The sequence below is a fragment of the Streptomyces sp. NPDC044719 genome (assembly GCF_056433405.1).
Genome location: NZ_JBWKHE010000004.1, coordinates 343,107 through 365,831, shown reverse-complemented (window position 1 = coordinate 365,831; position 22,725 = coordinate 343,107). Strand labels below are relative to the sequence as shown.

21 protein-coding genes are annotated in these 22,725 nt (G+C 71.5%); 12 read left to right on the top strand and 9 right to left on the bottom strand.

Going from position 1 to position 22,725, the window contains the following annotated elements:
• The first annotated feature begins 5 nt into the window (after positions 1 to 5).
• From AC07DF_RS17685 to AC07DF_RS17670, 4 genes are all read left to right on the top strand, one after another.
• Positions 6 to 752 carry an acetoacetate decarboxylase gene (locus tag AC07DF_RS17685; protein WP_478971629.1) on the top strand — a complete coding sequence of 249 codons (747 nt, stop codon included), beginning with the start codon at positions 6 to 8 and terminating at the stop codon, positions 750 to 752.
• Positions 749 to 1,699, top strand: coding sequence for a 3-hydroxyacyl-CoA dehydrogenase NAD-binding domain-containing protein (locus AC07DF_RS17680; protein ID WP_478971627.1), 951 nt, complete (start codon positions 749 to 751; stop codon positions 1,697 to 1,699). The genes AC07DF_RS17685 and AC07DF_RS17680 overlap by 4 nt, the downstream gene beginning before the upstream one ends.
• Before the next feature lies 1 nt (position 1,700).
• A complete protein-coding gene (locus tag AC07DF_RS17675; protein ID WP_478971625.1) occupies positions 1,701 to 2,903 on the top strand; it encodes an acyl-CoA dehydrogenase family protein in 1,203 nt (400 codons plus the stop codon).
• Positions 2,904 to 2,981: 78 nt separating this feature from the next.
• A complete protein-coding gene (locus tag AC07DF_RS17670; protein ID WP_478971623.1) occupies positions 2,982 to 3,512 on the top strand; it encodes a toxin-antitoxin system HicB family antitoxin in 531 nt (176 codons plus the stop codon).
• 43 nt (positions 3,513 to 3,555) lie between these two features.
• Here AC07DF_RS17670 and AC07DF_RS17665 read toward each other — a convergent pair whose 3' ends face one another.
• Positions 3,556 to 4,224 carry a DUF5701 family protein gene (locus AC07DF_RS17665; RefSeq protein ID WP_478971621.1) on the bottom strand — a complete coding sequence of 223 codons (669 nt, stop codon included), beginning with the start codon at positions 4,222 to 4,224 and terminating at the stop codon, positions 3,556 to 3,558.
• A 417-nt stretch (positions 4,225 to 4,641) separates the two neighbouring features.
• Complete coding sequence (locus AC07DF_RS17660; protein WP_478971619.1) at positions 4,642 to 5,478, bottom strand: alpha/beta fold hydrolase; 837 nt, start codon at positions 5,476 to 5,478, stop codon at positions 4,642 to 4,644.
• A 164-nt stretch (positions 5,479 to 5,642) separates the two neighbouring features.
• Between AC07DF_RS17660 and AC07DF_RS17655 the strand changes: the two genes are divergently transcribed.
• Both AC07DF_RS17655 and AC07DF_RS17650 read left to right on the top strand, forming a co-directional pair.
• On the top strand, positions 5,643 to 5,906 hold the full coding sequence (locus AC07DF_RS17655) for a hypothetical protein (protein WP_478971617.1): 264 nt from the start codon (positions 5,643 to 5,645) through the stop codon (positions 5,904 to 5,906).
• 48 nt (positions 5,907 to 5,954) lie between these two features.
• Positions 5,955 to 6,908 carry a phosphotransferase gene (locus AC07DF_RS17650; RefSeq protein ID WP_478971615.1) on the top strand — a complete coding sequence of 318 codons (954 nt, stop codon included), beginning with the start codon at positions 5,955 to 5,957 and terminating at the stop codon, positions 6,906 to 6,908.
• 12 nt (positions 6,909 to 6,920) lie between these two features.
• On the opposite strand, the gene AC07DF_RS17645 is transcribed toward AC07DF_RS17650, so the two are convergent.
• Positions 6,921 to 7,373 (bottom strand): Lrp/AsnC family transcriptional regulator, encoded by a 453-nt coding sequence (locus AC07DF_RS17645; RefSeq protein ID WP_478971613.1) that lies wholly within the window; start codon positions 7,371 to 7,373, stop codon positions 6,921 to 6,923.
• Between the two features lie 111 nt (positions 7,374 to 7,484).
• On the opposite strand from AC07DF_RS17645, the gene AC07DF_RS17640 reads away from it, so the two are divergent.
• Complete coding sequence (locus AC07DF_RS17640) at positions 7,485 to 8,111, top strand: LysE family translocator (RefSeq protein ID WP_478971611.1); 627 nt, start codon at positions 7,485 to 7,487, stop codon at positions 8,109 to 8,111.
• A 135-nt stretch (positions 8,112 to 8,246) separates the two neighbouring features.
• Here the strand turns inward: AC07DF_RS17640 and AC07DF_RS17635 are convergent, their stop codons facing one another.
• The 5 genes from AC07DF_RS17635 to glyA are packed head-to-tail and all read right to left on the bottom strand — an operon-like array spanning position 8,247 to position 14,501.
• Positions 8,247 to 8,870: a sarcosine oxidase subunit gamma gene (locus tag AC07DF_RS17635; protein ID WP_478971609.1), complete on the bottom strand. Its 624-nt coding sequence runs from the start codon at positions 8,868 to 8,870 to the stop codon at positions 8,247 to 8,249.
• Positions 8,863 to 11,679: a sarcosine oxidase subunit alpha family protein gene (locus AC07DF_RS17630; protein ID WP_478971607.1), complete on the bottom strand. Its 2,817-nt coding sequence runs from the start codon at positions 11,677 to 11,679 to the stop codon at positions 8,863 to 8,865. Before AC07DF_RS17630 ends, AC07DF_RS17635 begins: the two co-directional genes overlap by 8 nt.
• On the bottom strand, positions 11,676 to 11,957 hold the full coding sequence (locus AC07DF_RS17625; RefSeq protein ID WP_454358756.1) for a sarcosine oxidase subunit delta: 282 nt from the start codon (positions 11,955 to 11,957) through the stop codon (positions 11,676 to 11,678). The genes AC07DF_RS17630 and AC07DF_RS17625 overlap by 4 nt, the downstream gene beginning before the upstream one ends.
• Positions 11,958 to 11,970: 13 nt before the next feature.
• Positions 11,971 to 13,191, bottom strand: a complete 1,221-nt coding sequence (locus AC07DF_RS17620; RefSeq protein WP_478971605.1) for a sarcosine oxidase subunit beta family protein — start codon at positions 13,189 to 13,191, stop codon at positions 11,971 to 11,973.
• A complete protein-coding gene (gene glyA / locus AC07DF_RS17615; RefSeq protein WP_478971603.1) occupies positions 13,188 to 14,501 on the bottom strand; it encodes a serine hydroxymethyltransferase in 1,314 nt (437 codons plus the stop codon). Before glyA ends, AC07DF_RS17620 begins: the two co-directional genes overlap by 4 nt.
• 95 nt (positions 14,502 to 14,596) lie before the next feature.
• Here glyA and AC07DF_RS17610 point away from each other — a divergent pair, with 95 nt between their 5' ends.
• Complete coding sequence (locus AC07DF_RS17610) at positions 14,597 to 15,289, top strand: GntR family transcriptional regulator (protein ID WP_478971601.1); 693 nt, start codon at positions 14,597 to 14,599, stop codon at positions 15,287 to 15,289.
• Between the two features lie 34 nt (positions 15,290 to 15,323).
• Here the strand turns inward: AC07DF_RS17610 and AC07DF_RS17605 are convergent, their stop codons facing one another.
• On the bottom strand, positions 15,324 to 17,105 hold the full coding sequence (locus tag AC07DF_RS17605) for a helix-turn-helix domain-containing protein (RefSeq protein ID WP_478971599.1): 1,782 nt from the start codon (positions 17,103 to 17,105) through the stop codon (positions 15,324 to 15,326).
• Positions 17,106 to 17,379: 274 nt separating this feature from the next.
• Here AC07DF_RS17605 and AC07DF_RS17600 point away from each other — a divergent pair, with 274 nt between their 5' ends.
• The 4 genes from AC07DF_RS17600 to AC07DF_RS17585 all read left to right on the top strand — a co-directional run bounded on the left by AC07DF_RS17600 (position 17,380) and on the right by AC07DF_RS17585 (position 22,641).
• Positions 17,380 to 18,750 carry an MFS transporter gene (locus AC07DF_RS17600; protein ID WP_478971597.1) on the top strand — a complete coding sequence of 457 codons (1,371 nt, stop codon included), beginning with the start codon at positions 17,380 to 17,382 and terminating at the stop codon, positions 18,748 to 18,750.
• 81 nt (positions 18,751 to 18,831) lie between these two features.
• Positions 18,832 to 20,211, top strand: coding sequence for a flavin monoamine oxidase family protein (locus AC07DF_RS17595; RefSeq protein WP_478971595.1), 1,380 nt, complete (start codon positions 18,832 to 18,834; stop codon positions 20,209 to 20,211).
• Between the two features lie 13 nt (positions 20,212 to 20,224).
• Entirely contained in the window at positions 20,225 to 21,127 is a 903-nt protein-coding gene (dapA, locus tag AC07DF_RS17590) for a 4-hydroxy-tetrahydrodipicolinate synthase (RefSeq protein WP_478971593.1), read from the top strand.
• 2 nt (positions 21,128 to 21,129) lie between these two features.
• Positions 21,130 to 22,641 (top strand): aminobutyraldehyde dehydrogenase, encoded by a 1,512-nt coding sequence (locus AC07DF_RS17585; protein ID WP_478971591.1) that lies wholly within the window; start codon positions 21,130 to 21,132, stop codon positions 22,639 to 22,641.
• The last annotated feature ends 84 nt before the right edge of the window (positions 22,642 to 22,725 follow it).

The window sequence follows — 22,725 nt, the reverse complement described above, 5'->3', positions numbered from 1 at the left end:
GCGCCATGCGGACCGAGGACGTACGACGGCACGTCACCACCCCTCTCACCAGCCCGGCGTTCGCGCCGACCGTCCCGCGGTTCACCGACCGTGAGTACCTCAACATCGTCTACCGCACCGACCCCGAGGCGCTGCGGGCGGTCGTCCCGGAGCCGCTGCGGATCGACGAACCGCTGGTCCGGTTCGAGGTCATGAAGATGGGCGACGTCAGCGGCTACGGCCCCTACACGGAGGCCGGCCAGGCGATCCCCGTCTGCTTCGAGGGCGAGCGGGGCGAGTACCTGCACGCCATGTACCTCGACAACTTCCCGGCGACCGCCTCCGGCCGCGAGGTCTCCGCCTACCCCAAGGCCATGGGCTCCCCGGCGCTCCGCGTAGACACCGGCGCGCTCGTCGGCACCCTCGACCACGGCACCCTGCGGGTCGCCACCGCGACGATGGGCTACAAGCACCATGAACTGGACCGGGACGAGGCGGCGGCGCAGATCACCGTGCCGACCTTCATGCTCAAGTCCGTTCCCGGCTACGACGGTCTGCCGCGCGTGCAGGAACTGGTCCGCACCCGCATCACCGACCTCACCGTCAAGGAGGCGTGGACCGGCCCCGCCCGGCTGCAGCTCTTCCAGCACGTGCTGGCCCCGCTGGCCGATCTGCCGGTGCTCGAGATCGTCTCCGCCGGCCACATCCTCACCGACCTGACGCTCGCGGGCGTCGAGCCGGTCCACGACTACCTGAAGGGAGCCGGGTCATGATCCGCGCCTTCCGTACGGCCGCGGTGATCGGCGCCGGGACCATCGGACTGTCCTGGGCGACGCTGTTCGCCGCGCACGGCCTGACCGTCCGGGTGTCCGACCCTCGGCCGGACCTCGCCGAGGCCGTCGCCGAGGTCCTGGAGCGGACCGCCCCGCAGCTGGCCGCCCGCGGCCTGGACGTGACGGGCCTCGCCGGCCGGGTGCACATCGCGGCCGATGTCGCCGAGGCGGTCCGGGACGCGGACGTCGTCCAGGAGAACGGCCCCGAGCGGCTCGAGTTCAAGCAGGACCTGTTCGCCACGCTGGTCCGGGAGGCCCCCGACCACGCGCTGCTGCTCAGCTCCTCGTCGGCGATCCCGTCCAGCGACTTCACGCGTGAGCTGCCGGACGAGGCCGCCGCCCGGGTCCTGATCGGCCATCCCTTCAACCCGCCGCACCTGGTCCCGCTCGTCGAGGTCGTGCCCGGGGAACGCACCGGCGAGGACGCCGTGCAGGACGCCGTGGACTTCTACACCTCGGTCGGCCGCACCCCGGTCGTCGAGCGCAAGGAGATCCCCGGCTTCGTCGGGAACCGGCTGCAGAACGCGCTCAGCCGGGAGGCGGTGTACCTCGTCGAGCAGGGCGTGGTGACCCCCGAGGACCTCGACAAGGTGATGACGAACTCGCTGGGCCTGCGCTGGGCCACGGTCGGGCCGTTCCTCGGCTCGCACCTGGGCGGCGGCCCCGGCGGCTATCGGCACATGGCCGAGCACATCGGAGCCTCGATGAAGCGGATGTGGGCGGGCCTCGGCACCCCGTCGCAGAACGAGGAAGAACAGGAACGGCTCATCGAAGCCGTGGAAAAGGCCTACGGCTCCTCCACGTACCCGGAACTCACCGAGACGCGCGACCGCAGGCAACTCGCCGTGCTGTCCGCCCTGGACAGCGCCGACAAGGAGGAGAACTGAGATGACCACCCCCATGGAACCGCTCGAGGACCAGCTGGTCGCGGACTTCTACGACTACGAGGCCCTGCTGCCGGACGAGGAGCGCAAGATCCTCCTCAAGGCCCGCGCCCTCATGCGGGACGAGGTCAAGCCGCTGGTGAACGAGAACTGGGCCAAGGGCGAGTTCCCCACACAGCTCATCTCCCTGTTCCGCGACAGCGGCCTCGCCGGACTGCCCTACGAGGGCTACGGCGAACACCGCCCCGCCGTCAGCAACCTCCTCAGCGGCATGCTCGCCCTGGAGATGACCCGCACCGACGCCTCCGTGTCCACGTTCTTCGGCGTCCACAACGGCCTCGCGATGTACTCGATCCACTCGGGCGGCGACCAGGAGCAGCGCGACCGCTGGCTCCCGGAGATGGCCGCGATGGACAAGATCGGCGCGTTCGCCATGACCGAACCGCTCGGCGGCTCCGATGTCGCGGGCGGCATGCGCACCACCGCCCGGCGCGAGGGCGACACCTGGGTCCTGAACGGCGCCAAGAAGTGGATCGGCAACGCGACCTTCGCCGACTACGTCGTGGTGTGGGCCCGGGACGTCGACGACAACCACGTCAAGGGCTTCGTCGTCGAGAAGGGCACGCCCGGCTTCGAGCCGGTGAAGATCGAGGGCAAGATCGCCTTCCGGATCGTGGAGAACGCCGAGATCACCCTGACCGGCGTCCGGGTGCCGGAGGCGAACCGCCTGCAGAACATCAACTCGTTCCGGGACGTCGCCGAGATCCTGCGCGCCACACGCAGCGGGGTGGCCTGGCAGGGACTCGGCGTGATGGTCGGTGCCTACGAACTGGCCCTCGACTACGCCCGGGAGCGCCGCCAGTTCGGCCGCCCGATCGGCGGCTTCCAGCTGGTGCAGGACCTGCTGGTCAAGAGCCTGGGCAACATCACGGCGTCCTGGGGCATGCTGGTGCAGCTCGCCCGGCTGCAGGACGCGGGGGTCTTCCGTGACGAACACTCCGCGCTGGCCAAGGCGTTCGTCACCTCCCGGATGCGGGAGGTCGTGGCCTGGAGCCGGGAGATCTTCGGCGGCAACGGAATCCTCCTGGAGCACGACATCGCCCGGTTCTTCGCCGACGCCGAGGCCATCTACTCCTTCGAGGGCACCCGCGAGATGAACACCCTGATCGTCGGCAAGTCGATCACCGGCCAGAGCGCCTTCGTGTGACACACGCGGGAACGGTGAACCCCAGGTCCTTCGACCTGGGGTTTTCTCATGGCGCCACCTTGATGCCATCATGCCGCCATGGACCTCACGCCCTACGTCGACACACTCCGCCGGGAACTCGCGGTGGCTGCCGAAGCCGGTGGGGAGGACGCCCGCGAGCTGGCCGAGCGGCTGACCGCTCCGCTGGAGTCGGCGACCCGCCTGACACTGCTGAACGTGCTGTCCGCCGCCATGGACGAGATCACCCGCGAACTCGCCCCCGGCTCGGTCGACGTACGGCTGCGCGGGCTCGACCCCGCCTTCGTCGTGACACCGCCGCCGCCGGCCGCCGGTTTCGAGGAGCCGGACACGCGTCCCGAGCCGCCGAGGGCCCCGGCACCGGCCCCGGCGCCCGCCGACGCCGACGACGGCACCACCGCGCGGATCAATCTGCGCCTGCCCGGGCATCTCAAGGGCCGCGCCGAGGAGGCCGCCGCACGCGAGGGCCTGTCGGTCAACGCCTGGCTGGTGCGCGCGGTGAACGCGGCCGTGGAGAGCGGCGACATCCGCGCCCGCTCCACCGAGTCGACCCGCGGCGGCGGCAACCGCTACACCGGCTGGGTGCGCTGATGCCCGCCGCTCGTGCAGGGAGGGGCGGGCCGGTGCCCGGAGGCTAGGCCGTGCGGCCCGTGGTGGAGGCGAAGCCCAGCCAGGTGTGGCGGTTGTTCCACCAGCACCAGCCCACCTTCGGGGCGTCGCGGCGCTCGCGGCCGTCGCGGCCGGTGCCGTTACTGATCCAGATCGCCGGGGTGCGGGCGTCGAACGTGCCGTTCGGCTTGCGCCGCCGGGAGCCGATGGTCATGAAGCACAGGTTGCGCTCCAGGGCGGCCGGTTGCTGGAGCACCCAGTGGATGCCCTCGGTGAGCAGCAGCGGGGTGCGGTCCTCCTTGGTGAGGGCGGGCAGTGCCTCTTCGGGGCTCCAGTTGCTCATGTGGTCGCCGCGGTCGAGGCCGGTGAGGACGTAGAGCGGGGCGTCGGGCAGTTCGACGGCGGTGGGGGTGAACTCGTCGGCGTCGGGCATGTCGATGACGACGAAGCCCGGCTTGCCCTCGCGGCGGAGGAGCGGCGCGAGGGCGGAGGCGGGGGCCCGGTCCGGGTGAACGGCGAGCAGGGCACCCTCGCCGCCCACCGAGGCCTCGGCGCCGGCGGCGTACGTACGGATCTCGGCGGCCGGCAGGCCCGCGATCTCGTGCACCCCCGTTTCGATCAGTCGCTCTGCCTGTGCGCTCAGGGACGGGAGGACGGGCAGAACGGCGGTGGTGCCGGGCGTGGTCTCGGGCACGATGCTCCCTGGGTCGGCGGCATGAACATCGATGCAACGCGGCGAACCGCCGGGACGTTCCCGGAATCAGGCCTGAAATCGGCCGGTCAGACCGTTCCGCTGCCACTCACGGGGCGTCACGCCGTAGGCCGCCCGGACATGAAGTGTGGCCGCGCCGGCGACGGCGTCGAAACCGGCCGCTTCACGGGCCAGGCGCGCGAAGCAGGTCGCCACCAGCGCGGCAACCTGGTCCGCACCTGCTTGCGGAACAGACGGGAAGAGTCCGAGAGGGAGAAGTCACCTGGCCCCGGCCCTATCAGGGCCTCCCTGCCGTCCCGGGCGATCAGCCGCCTGCTGCGCGTCACGACCTGGCGGCCCGCCTGGACCTGCGAGACCCGTAAGGAACCCAGTTCGTGGCTGACGATCCCTTCTGTTCGATCACTTCCGGAGGAAGGCGAGCAGTGCCGAGTTGACCTCCTCCGCGTGGGTCCAGAGCAGACCGTGCGGAGCGCCCTCGATCTCCACGTAGTCCGCGGCCGGAAGGGCCTTGTGGAACTGCCTCGCCGTCCCGTCCACCGGCAGGATGCGGTCGCCGGTGCCGTGCAGGATCAGGGCCGGCACGTCGATCGCCGGGATGTCGGCCCGGAAGTCGGTGTACCAGGTGGAGGGCGCGGCGGACGCCGCGAAGAAGCCGCCGCCCGCGGCGACGTTCCAGCTGTTGCGGACGGCCTCCTCGCTGATCCGGGTGCCGAGGTTCTCGTCGAGGTTGTAGAAGTCGTTGTAGAAGTTCGTGTAGTACGCGTACCGGTCCGCCTTCACGGCCGCGACGATCTCGTCGAAGAACTCCTTCGGGGCGACCCCGCCCGGGTTGTCGTCCGACTTGAGCAGGCAGGGCTCCAGCGAGGCGAGGAAGGCGACCTTGGCGACCCGGCCGGAGCCGTGGGCGGACACGTAGCGGGCGACCTCGCCGGTGCCCATCGAGAACCCGACGAGGACGGCGTCCCGCAGGTCGAGGGTCTCCATCACGGTGTTCAGGTCGGCCGCGAAGGTGTCGTAGTCGTAGCCGGTCGTCGGCTGCGAGGACTGCCCGAAGCCGCGCCGGTCGTACGTGATCACGCGGTACCCGGCGTCGAGCAGTACGGCGCTCTGGCGCTCCCAGGAGTGCCCGTCGAGCGGGAAGCCGTGGATGAGGACGACCGGCTGCCCGGATCCGTGGTCCTCGTAGTACAGGTCGATGGCGGTGGAATTCTCCTGGCCCACGGTGATGTACGGCATACGCTGCTTCCTCGTTTCGGGAGGGCGGGTGGGAGGGACGCGGCCACGCAAGGCCGGAGGCTCTGCGGCCGGTTGCCGTGCAGCGCACGACTCCTTGACCGGGCGCGCACTCCCGCCAGTCTGCAACAGCGGCGGAAAGGTTTGCCGTCACGACTCCGCAGGAAATGGGCCTGGCCCGCCCTGCTCATCTGCTGCGCCCCTTCTGGGAGGAGCCGCGCGAGATCAAGGTGGCGACCGGCGAGGGCGGGCACGGCGGCGGTGACGTACGCATGCTGGAGGACCTGTTCGGCACCCGGGCGCCGGATCCCCTGCACCGGGCGGCGGACGCGGCCGACGGGGCCCGTTCCCTGGTCACCGGTCTGGCCGCGAACCGCTCCTTCGAGACGGGACTCCCGGTGCGGACACGGGACTTGCTTCCATCTGACTGATCGATATTGCATCGCACCGCCTGCGCCGGGCGTGACACGATCGGCGGCATGGATGGATTCTTGACTCCTGATCAGGTCGAGGCCCGTAAGTCCCGTGCGTTCGCCGCCGCCGTCGCCGCGGGTCGTGATCTGGGACTCACGGTGTCCGACGCGACGGTGATCTACGACGTGTTCTCCGTCGTGGTGCACCTCGCTCCGTCACCCGTGGTGGTGCGGGTGCCGACCGTCCTGCCGTCGTACTCCGACGCCGGCTTCCAGTCGGCGCGGCAGCGGATGGAACTCGATGTCGTGGCGTGGCTCGCGGAACAGGGGCACCCGGTGATTCCGCCGAGCCCGCTCGTGCCCCGGGAGCCCGTGCGGCGCGACGGTTTCTCGATGACGTTCTGGCAGTTCGTCGAGCTGGACCAGAACGTCGAGCCGGATTACGCGCACAACTCCGCTCTGGTCGCCGATCTGCACGCCGCGCTGCGCGAGTACCCCGGTGAATTGCCGTTCCTGTCCGCGGCCGAACCGCGGTTCGTCTCCGAGGGGCTCGCCGTGCTCGAAGGGCGTCCCGATCTGCTGGAGCCGGCCGACCTCGACCGCGCCCGGCGCGAGTGGGAGATCCTGGAGCCCGTCGTCAGCTCACGCGCGGCGTTCGAGGCGGCGTTCCCCGGCATCGAGTTCCAGCCGATCCACGGGGACTCCCCCGCCGCCAACATCGTCTCCACCGCGGACGGCGAGCTGTACTCCGACTTCGAGCTGACCACGCTCGGCCCGGTCGAATGGGACCTGGCGGCTCTCGGCCCCGAGTGTGAGGCCGCGTACAACACGGCCGCCGAACGACGGGGCCTGCGGCGGCTCGACGAGGGCGTCCTGCGCGTCGTCAACGCCGTGGGCATGTCCCGCGCGGTGGCCTGCCTCGCCCTCGCCCCGCAACTGCCCCTGCTCGTCGAGGCGCTGAAGCCGGCGGTGGAGCAGTGGCGGACCATGCCGTTCGCGGGCGGTCTGGGCGCTGAGTGACCGGGGTTCCGCTCACTCCGGCAAGGGCCGGTCGTCGACCACGTGCTTCATGACGAGGGTGGACGTCAGCCGCTGGATGCCGGGGAGGCGGGCGAGCCGCTGGTCGTAGAGCTGCTGGAAGGCGGCGAGATCGGTGGTGGCGACGCGCAGGAGGTAGTCGGGGTCGCCGAACAGCCGCTGGGCCTGGAGCACGTGCGGCACGGCGGCCACCCCCTCTTCGAAGGCGGTGACGGTGTCGGCGTCCTCCCAGCGCAGGGTGACGAAGACGAGGGCCTCGAAATCGAGGCCCACGGCGGCCGGGTCGACCACCGCCCGGTAGCCGCGGATCGCGCCCTCGCGTTCGAGATCGCGCAGGCGGCGGTGGCAGGGAGAGACGCTCAGCTTCACGCGCGCGGCCAGTTCGGTGACCGTGAGACGGCCGTCCAGCTGCAGCTCGGTGAGAATTTTCCGGTCCAGGGCATCCATGGAGAAGATTCTGCCCCACATCGCGCGATCATGAAGTAAAGAAGGGAACACTTTCGGGCCTATCCGACCTAACCTTCCTCTCGCACCATTGCACGTGAGAGGGGCCCATCCATGGACACGACGACGCTGGCGGCATTCCTGGCAGTGGATCTGCTGCTGGTATTCACCCCCGGCGCGGACTGGGCCTACGCGATCTCGGCGGGTCTTCGGGACCGGTCGGTCGTGCCGGCGGTCGCCGGGCTGGTGGCCGGATACGCCGGATACACCCTGCTCGCGGTCGCCGGGCTGGTGGTGATCGTGGCGAGTTCGGGGACGCTGCTGACCGCGCTGACCGTGGCGGGAGCCGGCTATCTGGTGTGGCTCGGCTGGGGCGTGCTGCGGCAGCCGGCCGTCCTCACCGTCTCCGAGGCGGAGGCGGTCACCTCCGGTTCCTCCCGGCTGCGGACCATGCTCAGGGGTGCCGGGATCTCGGGCCTCAATCCCAAGGCCCTGCTGCTGTACTTCTCGCTGTTTCCGCAGTTCATCGACCCGGCGGGCGGCTGGCCGGTCGCCGGGCAGACCGGCCTGCTCGGCACGTTGCACATGACCGCCTGCGCGGTCGTCTATCTCGCCGTCGGCGTCCTCGCCCGGACCGTCCTCAGGACCAGGCCCGCCGCGGCCCGGGCGGTCACGCGTGTCTCCGGGGCGATGATGATCGCCGTCGGCGGTCTCCTGCTCGTGGAACGCCTGGCCGGCTGACGAACCCCGCGCACCGCACCCGGTACTCGAAGAAGAGCACGTGGCGGACAGCGCGGGCGGCTACGCCGCGTACACCCTCCCCCGACGGCACCGACGTGCTCACCGTCGACTACAAGATCAACCTCCTGGTGCTCATCAGGGCACCTCCGCGCCACGGAACTCGCTCATCGCGTCGACGAGCCAGCGCGTGAGGTGGTCGGCGAACGAGGAGCGCGGGAGCAGGTGGTAGGCCGGCGCGTCGTCGATCTGCCGGAGCAGCACCGCCACCGGGCCCACCGTGGTCGACGCCGCCCGGCCCGGACCGAAGGACCGGGGGTGCAGGTCCAGGGGGCAGCCCTTCTCCAGCACCTGCCGGGCGGACGGGCCGCGCAGTTCCAGCGTGGTGCGGTTCGCGGAGACGTCCACGACCGAGCCCGGGTCTCCCCCGAGCGCCTCGCGCAACTCGGCGGTCAGAGCGGTCCCGTCGGTCCGGGAGATGACGAGCCACTCGTCGGGGCCCAGCCAGACGGCCGTGTGCGGGCCGGAGGCGGCGGTGTGGCCGCACTCGCGCGGAAGCCGCGTCCCCAGAGTCTTCTCGATCCGTTCGGCCGTCTCGGAAGCAGGGTCGACGCGCACGTTCACCATGGTGAGGAACGGCAGCTCCCTGAGGGTGACGCCCCGGGCGCCGGTGACGGCGGCGGCCCGCATCCGGTCCTCCAGATGTTCCAGGGGGCTCCTGCGCAGGGCCACCGGGCCCGTGTCGATCGTCGGCTCAGCCATCTCGCTTGGTCCCTTCCGGGTCGTAGAGGACGCACTCGGCCACCTCGACGGGCACCAGGTCCTCGCCCACCGGGGCGAGCAGGGTGTCGCCGATCCTGGCCCGCCCGCCGGTGACGAGGGCGAGGGCGAAGGGGCGGCCGAGGGCCGGGCTGTGGTAGCTGGAGGTGACGTGGCCGAGCATCGGCACCGGCCCGGCCTCGGGGGTGATCGGCACGTCCGGCGCGACGAGTTGGGTGCCCTCGGGCAGCCGGGTCGTGCGGTCGCTCGGCAGCAGGCCGACCAGGTGCTTGCGGTCGGTGCGGGAGGTGTCCGGGCGGGCGAAGGACCGCTTTCCGATGAAGTCCTTCTGCTTCGAGACCACCCAGGACATGCCCGCGTCCTGCGGGGTGACGGTGCCGTCCGTGTCCTGGCCGACGATGATGTAGCCCTTCTCGGCCCGCAGGACGTGCATGGTCTCGGTGCCGTAGGGAGTGATGCCGTACGGCCGTCCGATCGCGTCCACCTCCTCCCACACCGCGAGGCCGTACCACGCGGAGACGTTGATCTCGTAGGCGAGTTCGCCGGAGAAGGAGATCCGGCAGACGCGGGCCGGGATGCCGGAGGCCAGGGTGGTCTCGCGGAAGGCCATGAACGGGAAGGCCTCGTTGGACAGGTCGATGTCGGGGGCGAGATGGGCGACGACCTCGCGCGACTGCGGGCCCACCACGGCGATCGTCGTCCACTGCTCGGTCACCGAGGTGCAGTGCACGTCGAGTTCGGGCCATTCGGTCTGGAGCCACTCCTCGAGCCAGTCCAGGACTCCGGCGGCGCCGCCGGTCGTGGTGGTCATGAAGTAGCGGTCGTCGTCGAGGCGGAGTGTCACACCGTCGTCGAAGATCATGCCGTCGGGCTTGCACATCACGCCGTAGCGGGCCATGCCGGGCTTCAGCTTCTTGAAGGCGTTGGTGTAGACGCGGTTGAGGAACTCGCCCGCGTCCGCGCCGCGGATCTCGATCTTGCCCAGGGTGGAGGCGTCCATGAACGCCACCCCCTCGCGGGCCGCCCGGCACTCCCGGGCGACGGCCGTGTCCATGTCCTCACCGTGCTGCGGGTAGTACCGGGGGCGCTTCCACTGCCCGACGTCCTCGAACTCCGCGCCGTGCGCGACATGCCAGCCGTGGATCGAGGTGGTGCGCTCCGGGTCGAACAGCTCACCGCGCTCACGCCCGGCCAGCGCGGCGAAGGCGATCGGGGTGTACGGCGCCCGGTAGGCCGTGGTGCCGATCTCGCCCGGCGTACCGCCGAGGATCTCGGCGATCACCCCGATCGCGTTGACGCCGGACGTCTTGCCCTGGTCGCCCGCCGTGCCGAGCGAGGTGTAGCGCTTGACGTGCTCGACGCCCCGCATCCCGGCGCCGGTCGAGCGCAGGACGTCGGCGACGGTGACATCGCGTTGCAGGTCGACGAAGTGGGTGTCCCAGCCGTCGTCGAGGCCCGGCACCAGCCACAGGGCGCGCACATCGGGGCGGGCCTCCTCGTACGACGCCGGGGGCACGGGCACCGGGAACCCGGCCTCCGTGGCGGCCATCGCACCGGCCCGCCTCCCCTCGGCCACACAACCGTCGAGGTCGTACGTCCCGTGTGCCGCCCCCACGACCTGCTGATCCCGTACGACGCCCTCGGGAACGAACGCGACCAGCTCGTCGTCCCAGCGCAGCCGCCCCTGCCGCTGGCTGTGCAGATGCACCACCGGGCTCCACCCGCCGGACACGGCGAGCAAGTCGCAGTCGAACGACTCGGGTTCACCGCCGTCGAGGGCCCGGACAGTGACACCCGTGATCCGTCCGTCCCCCTCGGTCCCGGCCACCGCGCTGCCCGTCAGCACTCGTACCCCGGTCGCCGCGGCGACCTCGGCGGCCCGGGAGGACAGCTCGGCGCGCGCGTCCACGACGACGGCGACGGGGATGCCCGCCTCGTGCAGATCGGCGACCGTGTCGTAGGCGCTGTCGTTGGTCGTGCTCACCACGGCCCGCGAACCGGGCGCCACGGCATACCGGTTGAGGTACGTCCGCACGGCCTCGGCGAGCATCACCCCCGGCCGGTCGTTGCCGGCGAAGACCAGCGGCCGCTCGTGCGCGCCGGTCGCCAGGACCACCTGACGGGCCCGGATGTGCCACAGCCGCTGCCGTGAGACACCTTCCAAAGCTCCGAGGTGGTCGGTGCGCCGCTGGAGGGCCAGTACGTAGTTGTCGTCGTAGGAGCCGAAGGCGGTGGTGCGCGGGAGTACGACGACCTCGGGGGCGGCGTCGAGGGCCGCCCGGACGTCGGCGACCCACTCGGTGCCGGAGAACAGCGAACCACCGGCCTCGGGCTGATCGTCGACGAGGATCACCCGCGCACCGGAGCCGGCGGCAGCCGCGGCTGCCGCGAGCCCGGCCGGCCCGGCGCCGACGATCAGGACGTCGGTGTGCACGTACTTCTTGTCGTAGACGGCGGGGTCGGGGGTCGGGTCGAGCCGGCCCATGCCGGAGAGGGTCGTGGCGGACAGGCCGTCGTACAGCTCCACCGTCGTCGCCGGGAGCATGCCCTCCGAGCAGGGGCCGTCGAGCTGCACCAAGGCGTTGGGTTCCTCGGCACCCGCGGCGACGATGCCGCGCGGGCGGCCCCGGTAGAGGGACGGGGCGACCTCGACCAGGCCGTTCGCCAGCATGGCCGAGGCGAGGGTGTCGCCGGGGTGGCCGGTCAGTTCCCGGCCGTCGACGGTGAACCGCAGGACGGTGCCGCGGTCGATACGGCCCCCCTGCCGGAGCCGGAAGCGCTGTTCGGTCATCGGTTCCCTCCGGGACGGGGCTCGTCGAGGCGGTACGAGGTCAGCACCTCGTGGGTGGCGGTGTCGCGCAGGACGTTGAACCAGCGGCGGCAGCCGATGCTGTGCATCCACCGTTCCGCGAAGGGGCCCTTGGGGTTGTCCCGGTAGAAGACGTACGCGGCCCACTGCTCGTCGGTGAGCTCGCCCGGGTTCTCGGGGTGGGGGACGTGGGCCTGGCCGCCGTAGTGGTACTCGGTCTCGTTGCGCGGACCGCACCAGGGGCAGGTGATGAGCAGCACGGTGGTGTCCTCCTCAGTGGGCCACGGCCGCTGCGCCGTGTTCGTCGATCAGGGCGCCCGTCGTGAAGCGGTCGAGGGCGAAGGGGGCGTTCAGCGGATGCGGCTCGCCCGTGGCGAGGGTGTGCGCGAAGGTCCAGCCGGCGGCCGGGGTGGCCTTGAATCCGCCGGTGCCCCAGCCGCAGTTGACGTAGAGGTTCTCGACGGGGGTCCTGCCGATGATCGGGGAAGCGTCCGGGGTGACGTCGACGATCCCGCCCCAGGTGCGCAGTACGTGCGCGCGGGCGAAGACGGGGAACAGCTCGACGGCGGCGGCCATCTGCTGCTCGATGACGTGGAAGGAGCCGCGCTGCCCGTAGCCGTTGTAGGAGTCGACGCCCGCGCCCATCACCAGCTCGCCCTTGTGGGCCTGGGAGACGTAGACATGGACGTGGTTCGACATCACCACCGTCGGGTGCACCGGCTCGTGCAGCTCGGAGACCAGCGCCTGCAAGGGATGGGACTGCACCGGCAGCCGTACGCCCGCCCGCTCGGCCAGGACACTGCTGTGCCCGGCGGCCGCGAGGCCGACCCGGCCGGCGTGGATGCGGCCGAGGTTGGTGTCCACGCCCACGACCCGGTCGCCGTCCTCGAGGAAGCCGGTGACCTCGCAGCCCTGGATCAGGTCCACGCCCAGCTCGTCGGCGCGGCGGGCCAGGGCCCAGGCGACGTGGTCGTGCTTGGCGATGCCGGCCCGGGGCTGGAAGGTGGCGCCGAGGACCGGATAGCGGGTGCGGGGCGAGACGTTGAGGATGGGGCAGACCTTGGCGACCTCGTCCGGTTCGAGCCACTGGGCGTCGACTCCGTTGAGGCGGTTGGCGTTGGCCCGGCGCACGCCCTCGCGGACGTCCTGGAGGGTGTGCGCGAGGTTGAGGACGCCGCGCTGGCTGAACAGGAAGTCGTAGTCCAGTTCCTCGGGGAGCCGCTCCCACAGCTTCAGCGCGTGTTCGTAGATCGCCGCGCTCTCGTCCCAGAGGTAGTTGGAGCGGATGATCGTGGTGTTGCGGGCCATGTTGCCGCCGGCCAGCCAGCCCTTCTCCAGGACGGCGACCTTGGTGATGCCGTGGTTCTTGGCGAGGTAGTAGGCGGTCGCCAGGCCGTGGCCGCCCGCGCCGACGATGACGACGTCGTACGAGGAGCGCGGCTCGGGGGTACGCCACAGGAAGTCCGGGTGCTCCGGCAGCGGCTGGGCGGTCATGTCGCGCCTCCGTTCGCGTGGGACAGGTGGGGATAGAGGGGGAAGGCGGCGGCGAGCTTGCCGACCCGGTCGCGCAGTGCGTCCTCGGGCTCTTCGCCCTTGAGGGCCTGGGCGATGACGTCGGCGACCTCGCGGAACTCCGCGTCGCCGAAGCCGCGGGTGGCCAGGGCCGGCGTGCCGATCCGCAGCCCCGACGAGACCATCGGCGGGCGTGGGTCGAACGGCACCGCGTTGCGGTTGACGGTGATGCCGACGCGGTGCAGCCGGTCCTCGGCCTGCCGGCCGTCGAGCTCGGAGTTCCGCAGGTCGACGAGGACCAGGTGGACTTCGGTGCCGCCGGTGAGCACGGTGATCCCGGCCTCGGCCACATCGTCGGAGAGCAGCCGTCCGGCGAGGATGCGGGCGCCGTGCAGGGTGCGCTGCTGGCGCTCCTTGAACTCCTCCCCCGCCGCCACCTTGAAGGCGACCGCCTTCGCCGCGATGACATGCTCCAGCGGGCCGCCCTGCTGGCCCGGGAAGACCGCCGAGTCGATCTTCTTGGCCAGGCCGGCGCGGCTGAGTATCACGCCGCCGCGCGGGCCGCCGAGGGTCTTGTGCGTGGTGGTGGTGACGACGTCGGCGTACGGCACCGGGCTGGGGTGGAGGCCCGCGGCCACCAGCCCGGCGAAGTGGGCCATGTCCACGAGGAGATACGCGCCCACCCGGTCGGCGATCCTTCGGAACGCCGCGAAGTCCAGCCGCCGGGAGTAGGCCGACCAGCCGGCGACGATCATCCTGGGGCGGTGCGCGAGGGCGAGTCGCTCGACCTCGTCCATGTCGACGCGCAGATCGGACGCGCGCACGTGGTACGGCACGACGTCGTACAGCTTGCCGGAGTAGTTGAGGCGCATGCCGTGGGTCAGGTGACCGCCGTGCGCCAGGTCGAGGCCGAGGATCGTGTCGCCGGGGTCGAGGAGCGCGAACATCGCGGCCGCGTTGGCCTGGGCGCCCGAGTGCGGCTGCACGTTCGCGGCCTCGGCGCCGAACAGTTCCTTCACCCGGTCGATGGCCAGCCGCTCGACGACGTCGACGTGTGCGCAGCCGCCGTAGTAGCGGCGGCCCGGGTAGCCCTCGGCGTACTTGTTGGTCAGGACCGAGCCCTGGGCCTCCATGACGGCGGCCGGGGCGAAGTTCTCCGAGGCGATCATCTCGAGGGTGGACTGCTGGCGGTGCAGCTCGGCGCGCACGGCGGTGGCGATGTCCGGGTCGAGTTCGCCGAGCGGAAGCGCGAGAGGGGAGGCGAGTGTGCTGGTCGACGGGCTGGTTGCCATCTGTGCACCATCCTGGTGGCCGACTAATGCGCAACTGATATATCAGACTCTGCGGTACGGTATGGGAGCTCGCCGGACAGGTCAAGGGGGCTTTCATGCAGCAGCTGGCGACCGAGCCCGCAGGCGGAGAGCCGAGCGGCGCGGCGCCCGGCGAGGAGCTGTCGCTCGCCGAGCGCGCCTACCGCGCCATCCGCGACCGGCTCGTCATGCTCGAGATCCGCCCGGGCGCGCCGATCCACGAGGAGCAGCTGGCGCAGTCCCTCGGCGTCGGACGGACGCCGGTGCGGGAGGCGCTCAAACGGCTCCAGTACGAACGGCTGATCACGACCTACCCCCGGCGCGGCACCTTCGCCACCGAGGTCAACATCACGGATCTGGCCCATATCTCCGAGGTGCGCCAGGAACTGGAGCCGCTGGCCGCCGCCCAGGCCGCGCGCCGCGCCACGGCCGCGGACCGGGCGGCCCTGACGGCCCTGCGGCAGGAGCTGGAGAGCGCGCATTCAGGCCGGCACGGCGACAGCGCGCTCATGCACCTCGACCTCCAGGTCCACCGCGCCGTCTACGCCGCCGCGCACAACCCCTACCTGGAGGACACCCTCGTCCGCCACGACAACCTCGCCACCCGCATCTGGTGCCTGTTCCTCGACCGCCTGTCGGACATGGCCGGCCACATCGAGGAGCACGGGCCGTTGATCGAGGCGATCGTGGCGGGTGAACCGGAGAAGGCGGCGCAGCTCGCCCGCGGTCACGTCGAAGGGTTCGAGCGGGCGATTCGCGCGGCCATCTGACGGCGCGACGAGAGCCCCCGGGGTTCCCGGGGTCTCAGCCCAGGCGGGGCCGTCCCGCCAGCGTGGCCCACAGGTGCGGGGCGATGTCGTCCTCGGGGAGCTGGGCGATCATGTAGCGGACACAGCGTTCGATCTTGACCCGCCACAGCCGGGCCGCCTCGTTCCCGTCGGCGTCGCGCAGCGCGTCGTGGACGGCGGTGTCCTCGTCGGTGATGGTGACGAACGCCTGGCTGTAGTCCATGTCCAGCATCGTGACGAACATCCGCAGCCGGGCCGTGAGGTGCTCGAAGGTCCGGGCCGCCTGCGGCAGGTCGGCCGTACGGGCCAGGGCGTCCTGAAAGCGCAGGTCGACCTCCCGCAGCCGGGCGTGGTCCTTGTCCCGGGCGGCGGCGCGGACCTCTTCCAGGGCGGCTGAGGCCAGGGCGAGGTGCTCGGGGCCGAGCATGGCGACGCGGCGGATGAGCAGCGCGCCGAGGCTGGCGCGCAGCGCGTAGAGGTCCAGGACGTCCTTCGCCGTGAGGCCGGGGACGGCGGTCGCGCCGCCTGGGAGCGGATCGAGCATGCCCTCCTCGGCCAGGGCCCGCAGACCCGCGCGGACGGCCCTTCGGGAGAGGCCGAGGCGTGCCGCGAGCGGTGCCTCCCGGACACGTTCGCCGGGCCGGTGGCCACCGGCGAGGACCGCTTCCCTGAGCAGGCCGATGACCGGATCGGTGGTGATGGGGGCGCCGGGCGGGGCGTCGGGAGGTGTGGGCCGGGCGTCTTCGGAGAGTTCTGCGCGAGCTCGCGAGGGGTTCGAGTCGTAGTCACGGCCGCTGATCGCCGGAATGTCGTACGACGGGAGTGGTGCGGCGACCCGGGTGAAGGGGGCGGCCGCGGGGGTCCAGGTGGTGGACCAGGTGAGCAGGGCGTCACGGAGCCGGTGCGGACCGGACGCGGCCTTCCGGGGAGTGTGCCCCTCGCCGGCGAGGAGGCGCCGGGTCTCGTCGGTCCAGGCCGCCGGCGTGGGCGGGCGGTGCCAGCGCGGGCGTGGAGACGCGGACGGGTCCTGGGGGTCGAGGTGTGCGTACGCCTCCCCCGGTACGCCGTGTGCGAGGAGGTGGACGGCTGCCCCGGCACCGGCCGCTGACCGCACCTGCTCCAGGAAGGCGCGCAGGGCCGCGTGACCCGCGCCGGGCGGGGCACCGTCGCCCCGCAGCGCGGCGAAGCCGCAGGCCACGGCCAGGACGTGGGCTGCCTCCCCGTCCTGGCCGGACAACCGGTCTCCGGCTGTCGTCGAGGAGCCGCGTCCGGCCCGCACGGCCAGCACGCACACCGGCGGGGCGACGAACAGACCGATCCACTCCCCGGCCTCCGGCAGGGACCACGCCCGGCGCGACCCGGCCGCGGCGTGTGCCCCGGGCCGGACGCCGTAGGTCCGCCAGATGCGGCTCACCGTGCTCTGGCTCAGGCCGGTCTCGGCCGCCATGGAACGGGTCGACCAGTACGGCCGGGCGCCGGCCGGAGGTGGGGTGAGCGTGCGCACGAGGACGTGCGCCACGGTGTCGTCGTCGGCCGTGGGCGGCCGCCCGGGGCGGGGCTGCTCGTCCAGGCCGGCCAGCCGGTCGGCGAGGAACCGGGCCCGCCACTTGCCGACCATGTCGCGGGAGATGCCGAGGCGTTCGGCCACGGCGGTGTTGGTGGGCTCGTGCTCGCACGCCAGCACGATCCGCGCGCGCAGCGCACGGGCCTGTGAGCAGCTGCGGCTGCGGGTCCATGTCAGCAGCGCGGCCCGTTCCTCCTCGGTGAGGAGCACGGCGTCGCGGGGACGGCCAGGCATGGCGGGAACCGTAGCCGAACTTCCGACTCGGACACACCCCCGCGACCGGGGAATCGATGAGGGCGTTGTTGGCAGCCCGTGGTCTTCACATACTTCGTTGCCATCCGGCGGCCACGCTGCCGGCGTCCCCACGACACCGCGAGTTCGCCGCGCCCTGAGCCCCCACTCTCGCCGGGCGGCGCTCGTGCCATCGGCAACCGCACATCAACCCCGACCTGGCCTCCTGGACGCAGCCTCGCACAGGCACGTCCGGGAACCGCTCCCGGAGGCTGTGATGACCCCGACCGCAGGAAACCGACTGGATGACGCGCCCCTGTCGCGCTTCCACAAGAAACTCGCGCTGTACTCCTCCGGAGGCCCGTTCCTCGACGGCTACGTCCTGAGCATCATCGGCGTCGCCATGACGCAGATAACGCCCCAGCTGGACCTGTCCGACTCCGCCCAGGGGCTGATCGGCGCGTCCGCGCTGATCGGGATCTTCCTGGGCGCGTTCCTGGGCGGCTGGCTGACGGACAGGTTCGGCCGGCAGTTGCTCTACACCATCGACCTGATCGCCATCATCGTCTGCTCCGTCGCCCAGTTCTGGGCGTCCGACCAGGTGTGGCTGTTCATCCTGCGGCTGCTGATCGGCATGGCGGTCGGCGCGGACTACCCCATCGCCACCTCGCTGCTGGCCGAGTTCACCCCGCGCCGTTACCGGGGCCCGCTGCTCGGCGGTCTGGTCGTCATGTGGTTCGTCGGCGCCGCCACCGCCTACATCGTGGGCGAGCTCCTGCTGTCCGTCGGCGACGACGGCTGGCGGTGGATGCTGGCCAGCGCCACGCTGCCCGCCACGATCATCGTGCTGCTGCGCCACGGCACGCCCGAGTCACCGCGCTGGCTGGCGAACAAGGGCCGCACCGAGGAGGCCGAGGCGGTCCTGAAAAAGGTCTACGGCCCGGACGTCACGATCGCCGATCTGCCGGACGAGTCGGAACAGCGCGAGAACGTCGACATGAAGGCGATCCTGCGGTCCGGCTACGGCGGGCGGATGCTCTACATCTCCGTCTTCTGGACCTGTTCCATCGTGCCGCTCTTCGCGATCTACGCCTTCGGCCCGAAGATCCTCGACGCGCTCCAGCTGGAGGGCGGGCTCGCCAACATCGGCGAGGCCATGATCACCGTGATGTTCCTCATCGGCTGTGTGATCGCCCTGCTCGGCGTGAACCGTATGGGCCGTCGGCCCCTGGTCATCCACAGCTTCGTCTGGTCGGGCCTGGCCCTGCTGCTGCTCGGCATCTTCCCCGACGCCCCGTCGGGCGTGATCATGACGCTGTTCGCCCTGTACGCGGTCATCATCGGCGGCACCCAGATCCTCCAGTGGATCTACCCGAACGAACTGTTCCCGACGGAGGTGCGGGGCTCCGCCGTGGGCCTGGCCTCCTCGGCCAGCCGTATCGGTGCCGCCGTCGGCACCTACCTCGTCCCCATGGCCCTGACCGGCTGGGGCGTCGGCGGCACCATGCTCGCGGCCGCCGCCATCAGCCTCCTCGGCGCCGTCGTCTCGGTCTTCTGGGCGCCCGAGACCCGCGGCATGGCCCTGCACGAGGCCGCCGCTCTGACACCGCGGAGCGACAGGCCCGTCGGCCGCCCCGCCAACGCCTGACCGTCCGCCGGGGCCCTCGCCACCCGGTGAGGGCCCGGCGGGCCCCGCATCCTCACCCCGCGACCGTGCTGGAGGGCACCGATGAAGGACGTAGTGATCGTGGGCGGCGGCATCGCCGGACTGGCCGCCGGCTGGCGCCTGCGGCACTGGGACACGCTCCTGCTGGAGTCGGAGGGCAGGGTCGGCGGCCGCATCCGCTCCGAGCGCCGCGGACCGTACTGGCTCAACTGGGGCGGGCACGTCTACGCCGGCGGGAACTCGGCGACGACCTGGCTGCTGAACAGCACCGGTGTCGACGCGGTCCCGGTACCCGGCTCGCTGGCCGGGCTGTCGATGAACGGCAAGCTGCTGCTCAAGGGCCGGGTGGAGAGCTACCCGTTCCGCATCCCGATGCCGATGGCGGCCCGCGTCGGCATGGTGAAGGCCGGTGCCAAGGTCGCCCTGTCGGTGGCCCGCTACGCCCGGGTCGTGCAGCGGCGGCGGGGCGAGAGCGCGGCACAACGCCAGCAGCGCGTCTACGACTTCATGAACGACCGGTCCTTCAAGGACTTCATCGGCGACCTGCCCGAGGACGCCGAGGCCCTGTTCAAACCGACGGTGACGCGGTCCGCGGCCGACATCGACCAGCTCTCGGCCGGCGCCGGCGTCGGCTACTTCAGCCTGGTGTGGAACATCGGCGGCGGTCTCTCGCAGAGCATCCTCGGCGGCCCGTCCACCCTCACCGAGCGCATCGCCGCGTCCCTGGCCGGGCGGGTGCGGCTGAACGCGACCGTCGACGAGATCGTGCAGAAGAACGGCTCGGTCGTGGTCCGTTACCGGCAGGACGGCGCCGAGCGGGAGGTCGAGGCGCGCTGCGTCGTCCTGGCCACGCCCGCGACCGTCAGCCGCCGCGTCGCGGTCGACCTCGACAGCGACGTCCGCGAGGCGCTCTCGCAGATCGTCTACGGCCCCTATGTGAGCGCGGCGTTCCTCAGCGACGAGACCGGGCGCCAGGTCTGGGACGACGCCTACGGCATCGCGACGCCGAAGCGGTCCTTCAACGTCGCGCTGAACATGTCGAACGTCGTGCACGGCTACGAGCGGGAACGCCGGCCCGGCAGCAGCATCATGACCTTCTCGCCGGGCAGCCTGGCGCGCGATCTGCTCCAGCACGACGACGACAAGATCCGCCAGATCTATCTCGACGACCTGGACCAGGTCCTGCCCGGCTTCGCCGACCGGGTCGTCGAGGCCGAGGTGCAGCGCTGGCCCACCGGAGCGCCCTACTGCTTCCCCGGCCGCGGGAAGCTCCAGCAGACCCTGACCCGGCGCACCGGCAGGGTCCTCCTGGCCGGTGACTACCTCGGCACCCTCTACACCGAGACCGCGATCCAGACCGGCCTGTCCGCCGCGCAGGAGGCACAGAGCCTGCTGGCCACCGACCGGCAGTCCGTCCCCCGTCCCGTCCCCAGCTTCACCTGAGGAGTTTCCAGACATGTCGTCACAGCTGAGCGGTGTCCTGACCGCCCTGGCCACCCCGTTCGCGCCGGACGGGGAGATGGACGAGAAGACGCTGCGCCGCCTGGTCGACCGCAGCATCGACGGCGGGGTCGACGGCGTCGTCGCCTGCGGATCGACCGGCGAGTTCGCCGCGATGAGCGGGGCGGAACGCCGCCACCTGGTGGAGACCGTCGTCGACCAGACCGCCGGGCGCGTGCCCGTGATCGCCCAGACCGGCGCGCTGAGCACCAGGGAAGCGGTCGCACTGTCCCGGCACGCCCAGTCCGCCGGCGCCTCCGTCCTCATGGTCGTCGCACCGTACTACGAGCCGCTCACGCTCGCGGAGACGCTGCGCTATCTGCGCACGGTCGCCGATGCCGTGGACCTTCCGGTCATGCTCTACAACCTGCCGGGCGCCACCGGGGTCAACCTCTCGCCGGACACCGTCGGGCAGCTCGCCCGCGAGGTCGAGAACATCCGGTACATCAAGGACACCAGCGCCGACATGGCCCAGGCCGGGCAGCTGATTCACCGCCACGGCGACGTCATCTCCACCTTCGTAGGCTGGGACAGCCTCCTGCTGACCGCCGTCGCCGAGGGCGCCGCCGGCGTCATGGCCGGGACCGCGAACGTGATGCCGGCCGAACTCGCTTCCATCCACCGCGCGTTGCGGGCCGGCGACCTCGGCCGGGCGCGAGCGGAGTGGGCGCGGATCTACCCGCTGATGGACGCGATCATGTCCGCTCCGTTCATCCCGGCGATCAAGGCCGCCCTGGACGCCACCGGTTTCCCGGCCGGACCTCCACGTGAGCCGCTGCTCGGCCTCGACGCGGCCACGACCGCGCGGATCTCCGCTCTCGTCCAGGAACTTCCGCGCCTGTCCGAAGGGGGCAACTGACCATGACCGCCACCACCCACAGCACAGTGGCCAAGGTCCGGCGCCCATCGGACGCACCGCCCCTGATCACCCCGGCCGACCTCCCTCCGGCCGGGCACTTCATCGACGGCGCGTTCCTCGACGGCTCGCCCGAGCGGCTCATCGACGTGGTCGACCCGAGTACGGAGGACGTCATCGTCCGGGTCCCCGAGGGAACCGCCGAGGACATCGACCGCGCGGTCGCCGCAGCGGTGGCGGGCCAGGAGCGCTGGGCCCGGCTGGTCCCCAAGGAGCGCTCCGAGGCGCTGCACGCCGTCGCGGACCGGCTGGCCGGGCACACCGATCTCCTGGCCCGGCTGGAGTCGGCGAACACCGGCAAGCCCCTCGCGGTGTCCAGGGACGACATCGCCATGGCGATCGACACCTTCCGTTTCATGGCCGGTGCGGTGCGCGCGGGCACCTCCATGGCGGCCGGGGACTACGCCGAGCACCACCTGTCCGTCATCCTGCGGGAACCGCTCGGCGTGATCGGCGTGATCACGCCGTGGAACTACCCGCTGCTCATGGCGGCCTGGAAGCTCGCGCCCGTTCTCGCGGCCGGCAACACCCTCGTGATCAAGCCGTCCGAGCAGACCCCGCTGACCACCCTGAAGTTCGCCGAACTGGTCGCCGATCTCCTGCCGCCCGGGGTGCTGAACGTCGTGAACGGCTACGGCCCGGTCGCCGGAGCCCGGCTCGCCGAGCATCCGGACGTGGACATGATCGCCCTGACCGGCTCGGTCGCCAGCGGTCGTGCGGTGGCCCGGGCCGCCGCCGGGAGCCTGAAGCGGGTGCACCTCGAGCTCGGCGGCAAGGCCCCGGTCGTGATCTTCCCGGACGCCGATCCGGCCGCCGCCGCGTCGGCACTGCGCGTCGCGGGCTTCTGGAACGCGGGCCAGGAATGCGGGGCCGCGTGCCGTGTCCTCGTCCACGAGTCGATCGCCGAGGTGTTCGTCGAGAGGCTCGTCGGCGAGGTCCGCACCCTGGCGGTCGGTGAGCCTCGCGCCGGTGAGGACATCGAGGTCGGCCCCATGGTCTCCAGGGCTCACTTCGACCGGGTCACGGGCTTCCTGGAGCGCGCGAAGACCGAAGGCGTCCGCGTGGCGACCGGCGGCGGGGCACTGGACGGACCGGGCTACTTCGTGGCCCCTACCGTGCTGGTCGACGTCCCCGAGGGGGCCGAAGTCGCCCGCGAGGAGATCTTCGGTCCGGTCATCACCGTCGAGACCTTCAGCGACGAGGAGGAAGCGGTCCGGCGCGCCAACGACGTCCCCCTGGGCCTGTCGGCCTCCGTCTGGACCGAGAACGCCCGCCGCGCTCACGCCGTGGCCGCGCGCCTCGACTTCGGAACCGTCTGGGTCAACTCCCACCTCGTGCTCGCGAGCGAGGTCCCCTGGGGCGGCTTCAAGGGCTCCGGCTACGGCCGTGACCTGTCGGTGTACGCCCTGGACGACTACACGCGAACCAAGCACGTCATGCACAACCACGAGCGCTGATCCACCCCGGCGGGAGTCACGGTAGCGGGCGTCCAGCGAAGGTACCCGCCACCGATTACGTTCAAATGCGCACAGAAAGGACAT

Excerpts from the sequence above, each read along its gene's own strand:
- AC07DF_RS17685 (WP_478971629.1), top strand. The coding sequence starts at position 6 with ATGCGGACCGAGGACGTACGACGGCACGTCACCACCCCTCTCACCAGC.
- AC07DF_RS17680 (WP_478971627.1), top strand. The coding sequence starts at position 749 with ATGATCCGCGCCTTCCGTACGGCCGCGGTGATCGGCGCCGGGACCATC.
- AC07DF_RS17675 (WP_478971625.1), top strand. The coding sequence starts at position 1,701 with ATGACCACCCCCATGGAACCGCTCGAGGACCAGCTGGTCGCGGACTTC.
- AC07DF_RS17670 (WP_478971623.1), top strand. The coding sequence starts at position 2,982 with ATGGACCTCACGCCCTACGTCGACACACTCCGCCGGGAACTCGCGGTG.
- AC07DF_RS17660 (WP_478971619.1), bottom strand. The coding sequence starts at position 5,478 with ATGCCGTACATCACCGTGGGCCAGGAGAATTCCACCGCCATCGACCTG.
- AC07DF_RS17655 (WP_478971617.1), top strand. The coding sequence starts at position 5,643 with ATGGGCCTGGCCCGCCCTGCTCATCTGCTGCGCCCCTTCTGGGAGGAG.
- AC07DF_RS17650 (WP_478971615.1), top strand. The coding sequence starts at position 5,955 with ATGGATGGATTCTTGACTCCTGATCAGGTCGAGGCCCGTAAGTCCCGT.
- AC07DF_RS17645 (WP_478971613.1), bottom strand. The coding sequence starts at position 7,373 with ATGGATGCCCTGGACCGGAAAATTCTCACCGAGCTGCAGCTGGACGGC.
- AC07DF_RS17640 (WP_478971611.1), top strand. The coding sequence starts at position 7,485 with ATGGACACGACGACGCTGGCGGCATTCCTGGCAGTGGATCTGCTGCTG.
- AC07DF_RS17635 (WP_478971609.1), bottom strand. The coding sequence starts at position 8,870 with ATGGCTGAGCCGACGATCGACACGGGCCCGGTGGCCCTGCGCAGGAGC.
- AC07DF_RS17630 (WP_478971607.1), bottom strand. The coding sequence starts at position 11,679 with ATGACCGAACAGCGCTTCCGGCTCCGGCAGGGGGGCCGTATCGACCGC.
- AC07DF_RS17620 (WP_478971605.1), bottom strand. The coding sequence starts at position 13,191 with ATGACCGCCCAGCCGCTGCCGGAGCACCCGGACTTCCTGTGGCGTACC.
- glyA (WP_478971603.1), bottom strand. The coding sequence starts at position 14,501 with ATGGCAACCAGCCCGTCGACCAGCACACTCGCCTCCCCTCTCGCGCTT.
- AC07DF_RS17610 (WP_478971601.1), top strand. The coding sequence starts at position 14,597 with ATGCAGCAGCTGGCGACCGAGCCCGCAGGCGGAGAGCCGAGCGGCGCG.
- AC07DF_RS17605 (WP_478971599.1), bottom strand. The coding sequence starts at position 17,105 with ATGCCTGGCCGTCCCCGCGACGCCGTGCTCCTCACCGAGGAGGAACGG.
- AC07DF_RS17600 (WP_478971597.1), top strand. The coding sequence starts at position 17,380 with ATGACCCCGACCGCAGGAAACCGACTGGATGACGCGCCCCTGTCGCGC.
- AC07DF_RS17595 (WP_478971595.1), top strand. The coding sequence starts at position 18,832 with ATGAAGGACGTAGTGATCGTGGGCGGCGGCATCGCCGGACTGGCCGCC.
- dapA (WP_478971593.1), top strand. The coding sequence starts at position 20,225 with ATGTCGTCACAGCTGAGCGGTGTCCTGACCGCCCTGGCCACCCCGTTC.
- AC07DF_RS17585 (WP_478971591.1), top strand. The coding sequence starts at position 21,130 with ATGACCGCCACCACCCACAGCACAGTGGCCAAGGTCCGGCGCCCATCG.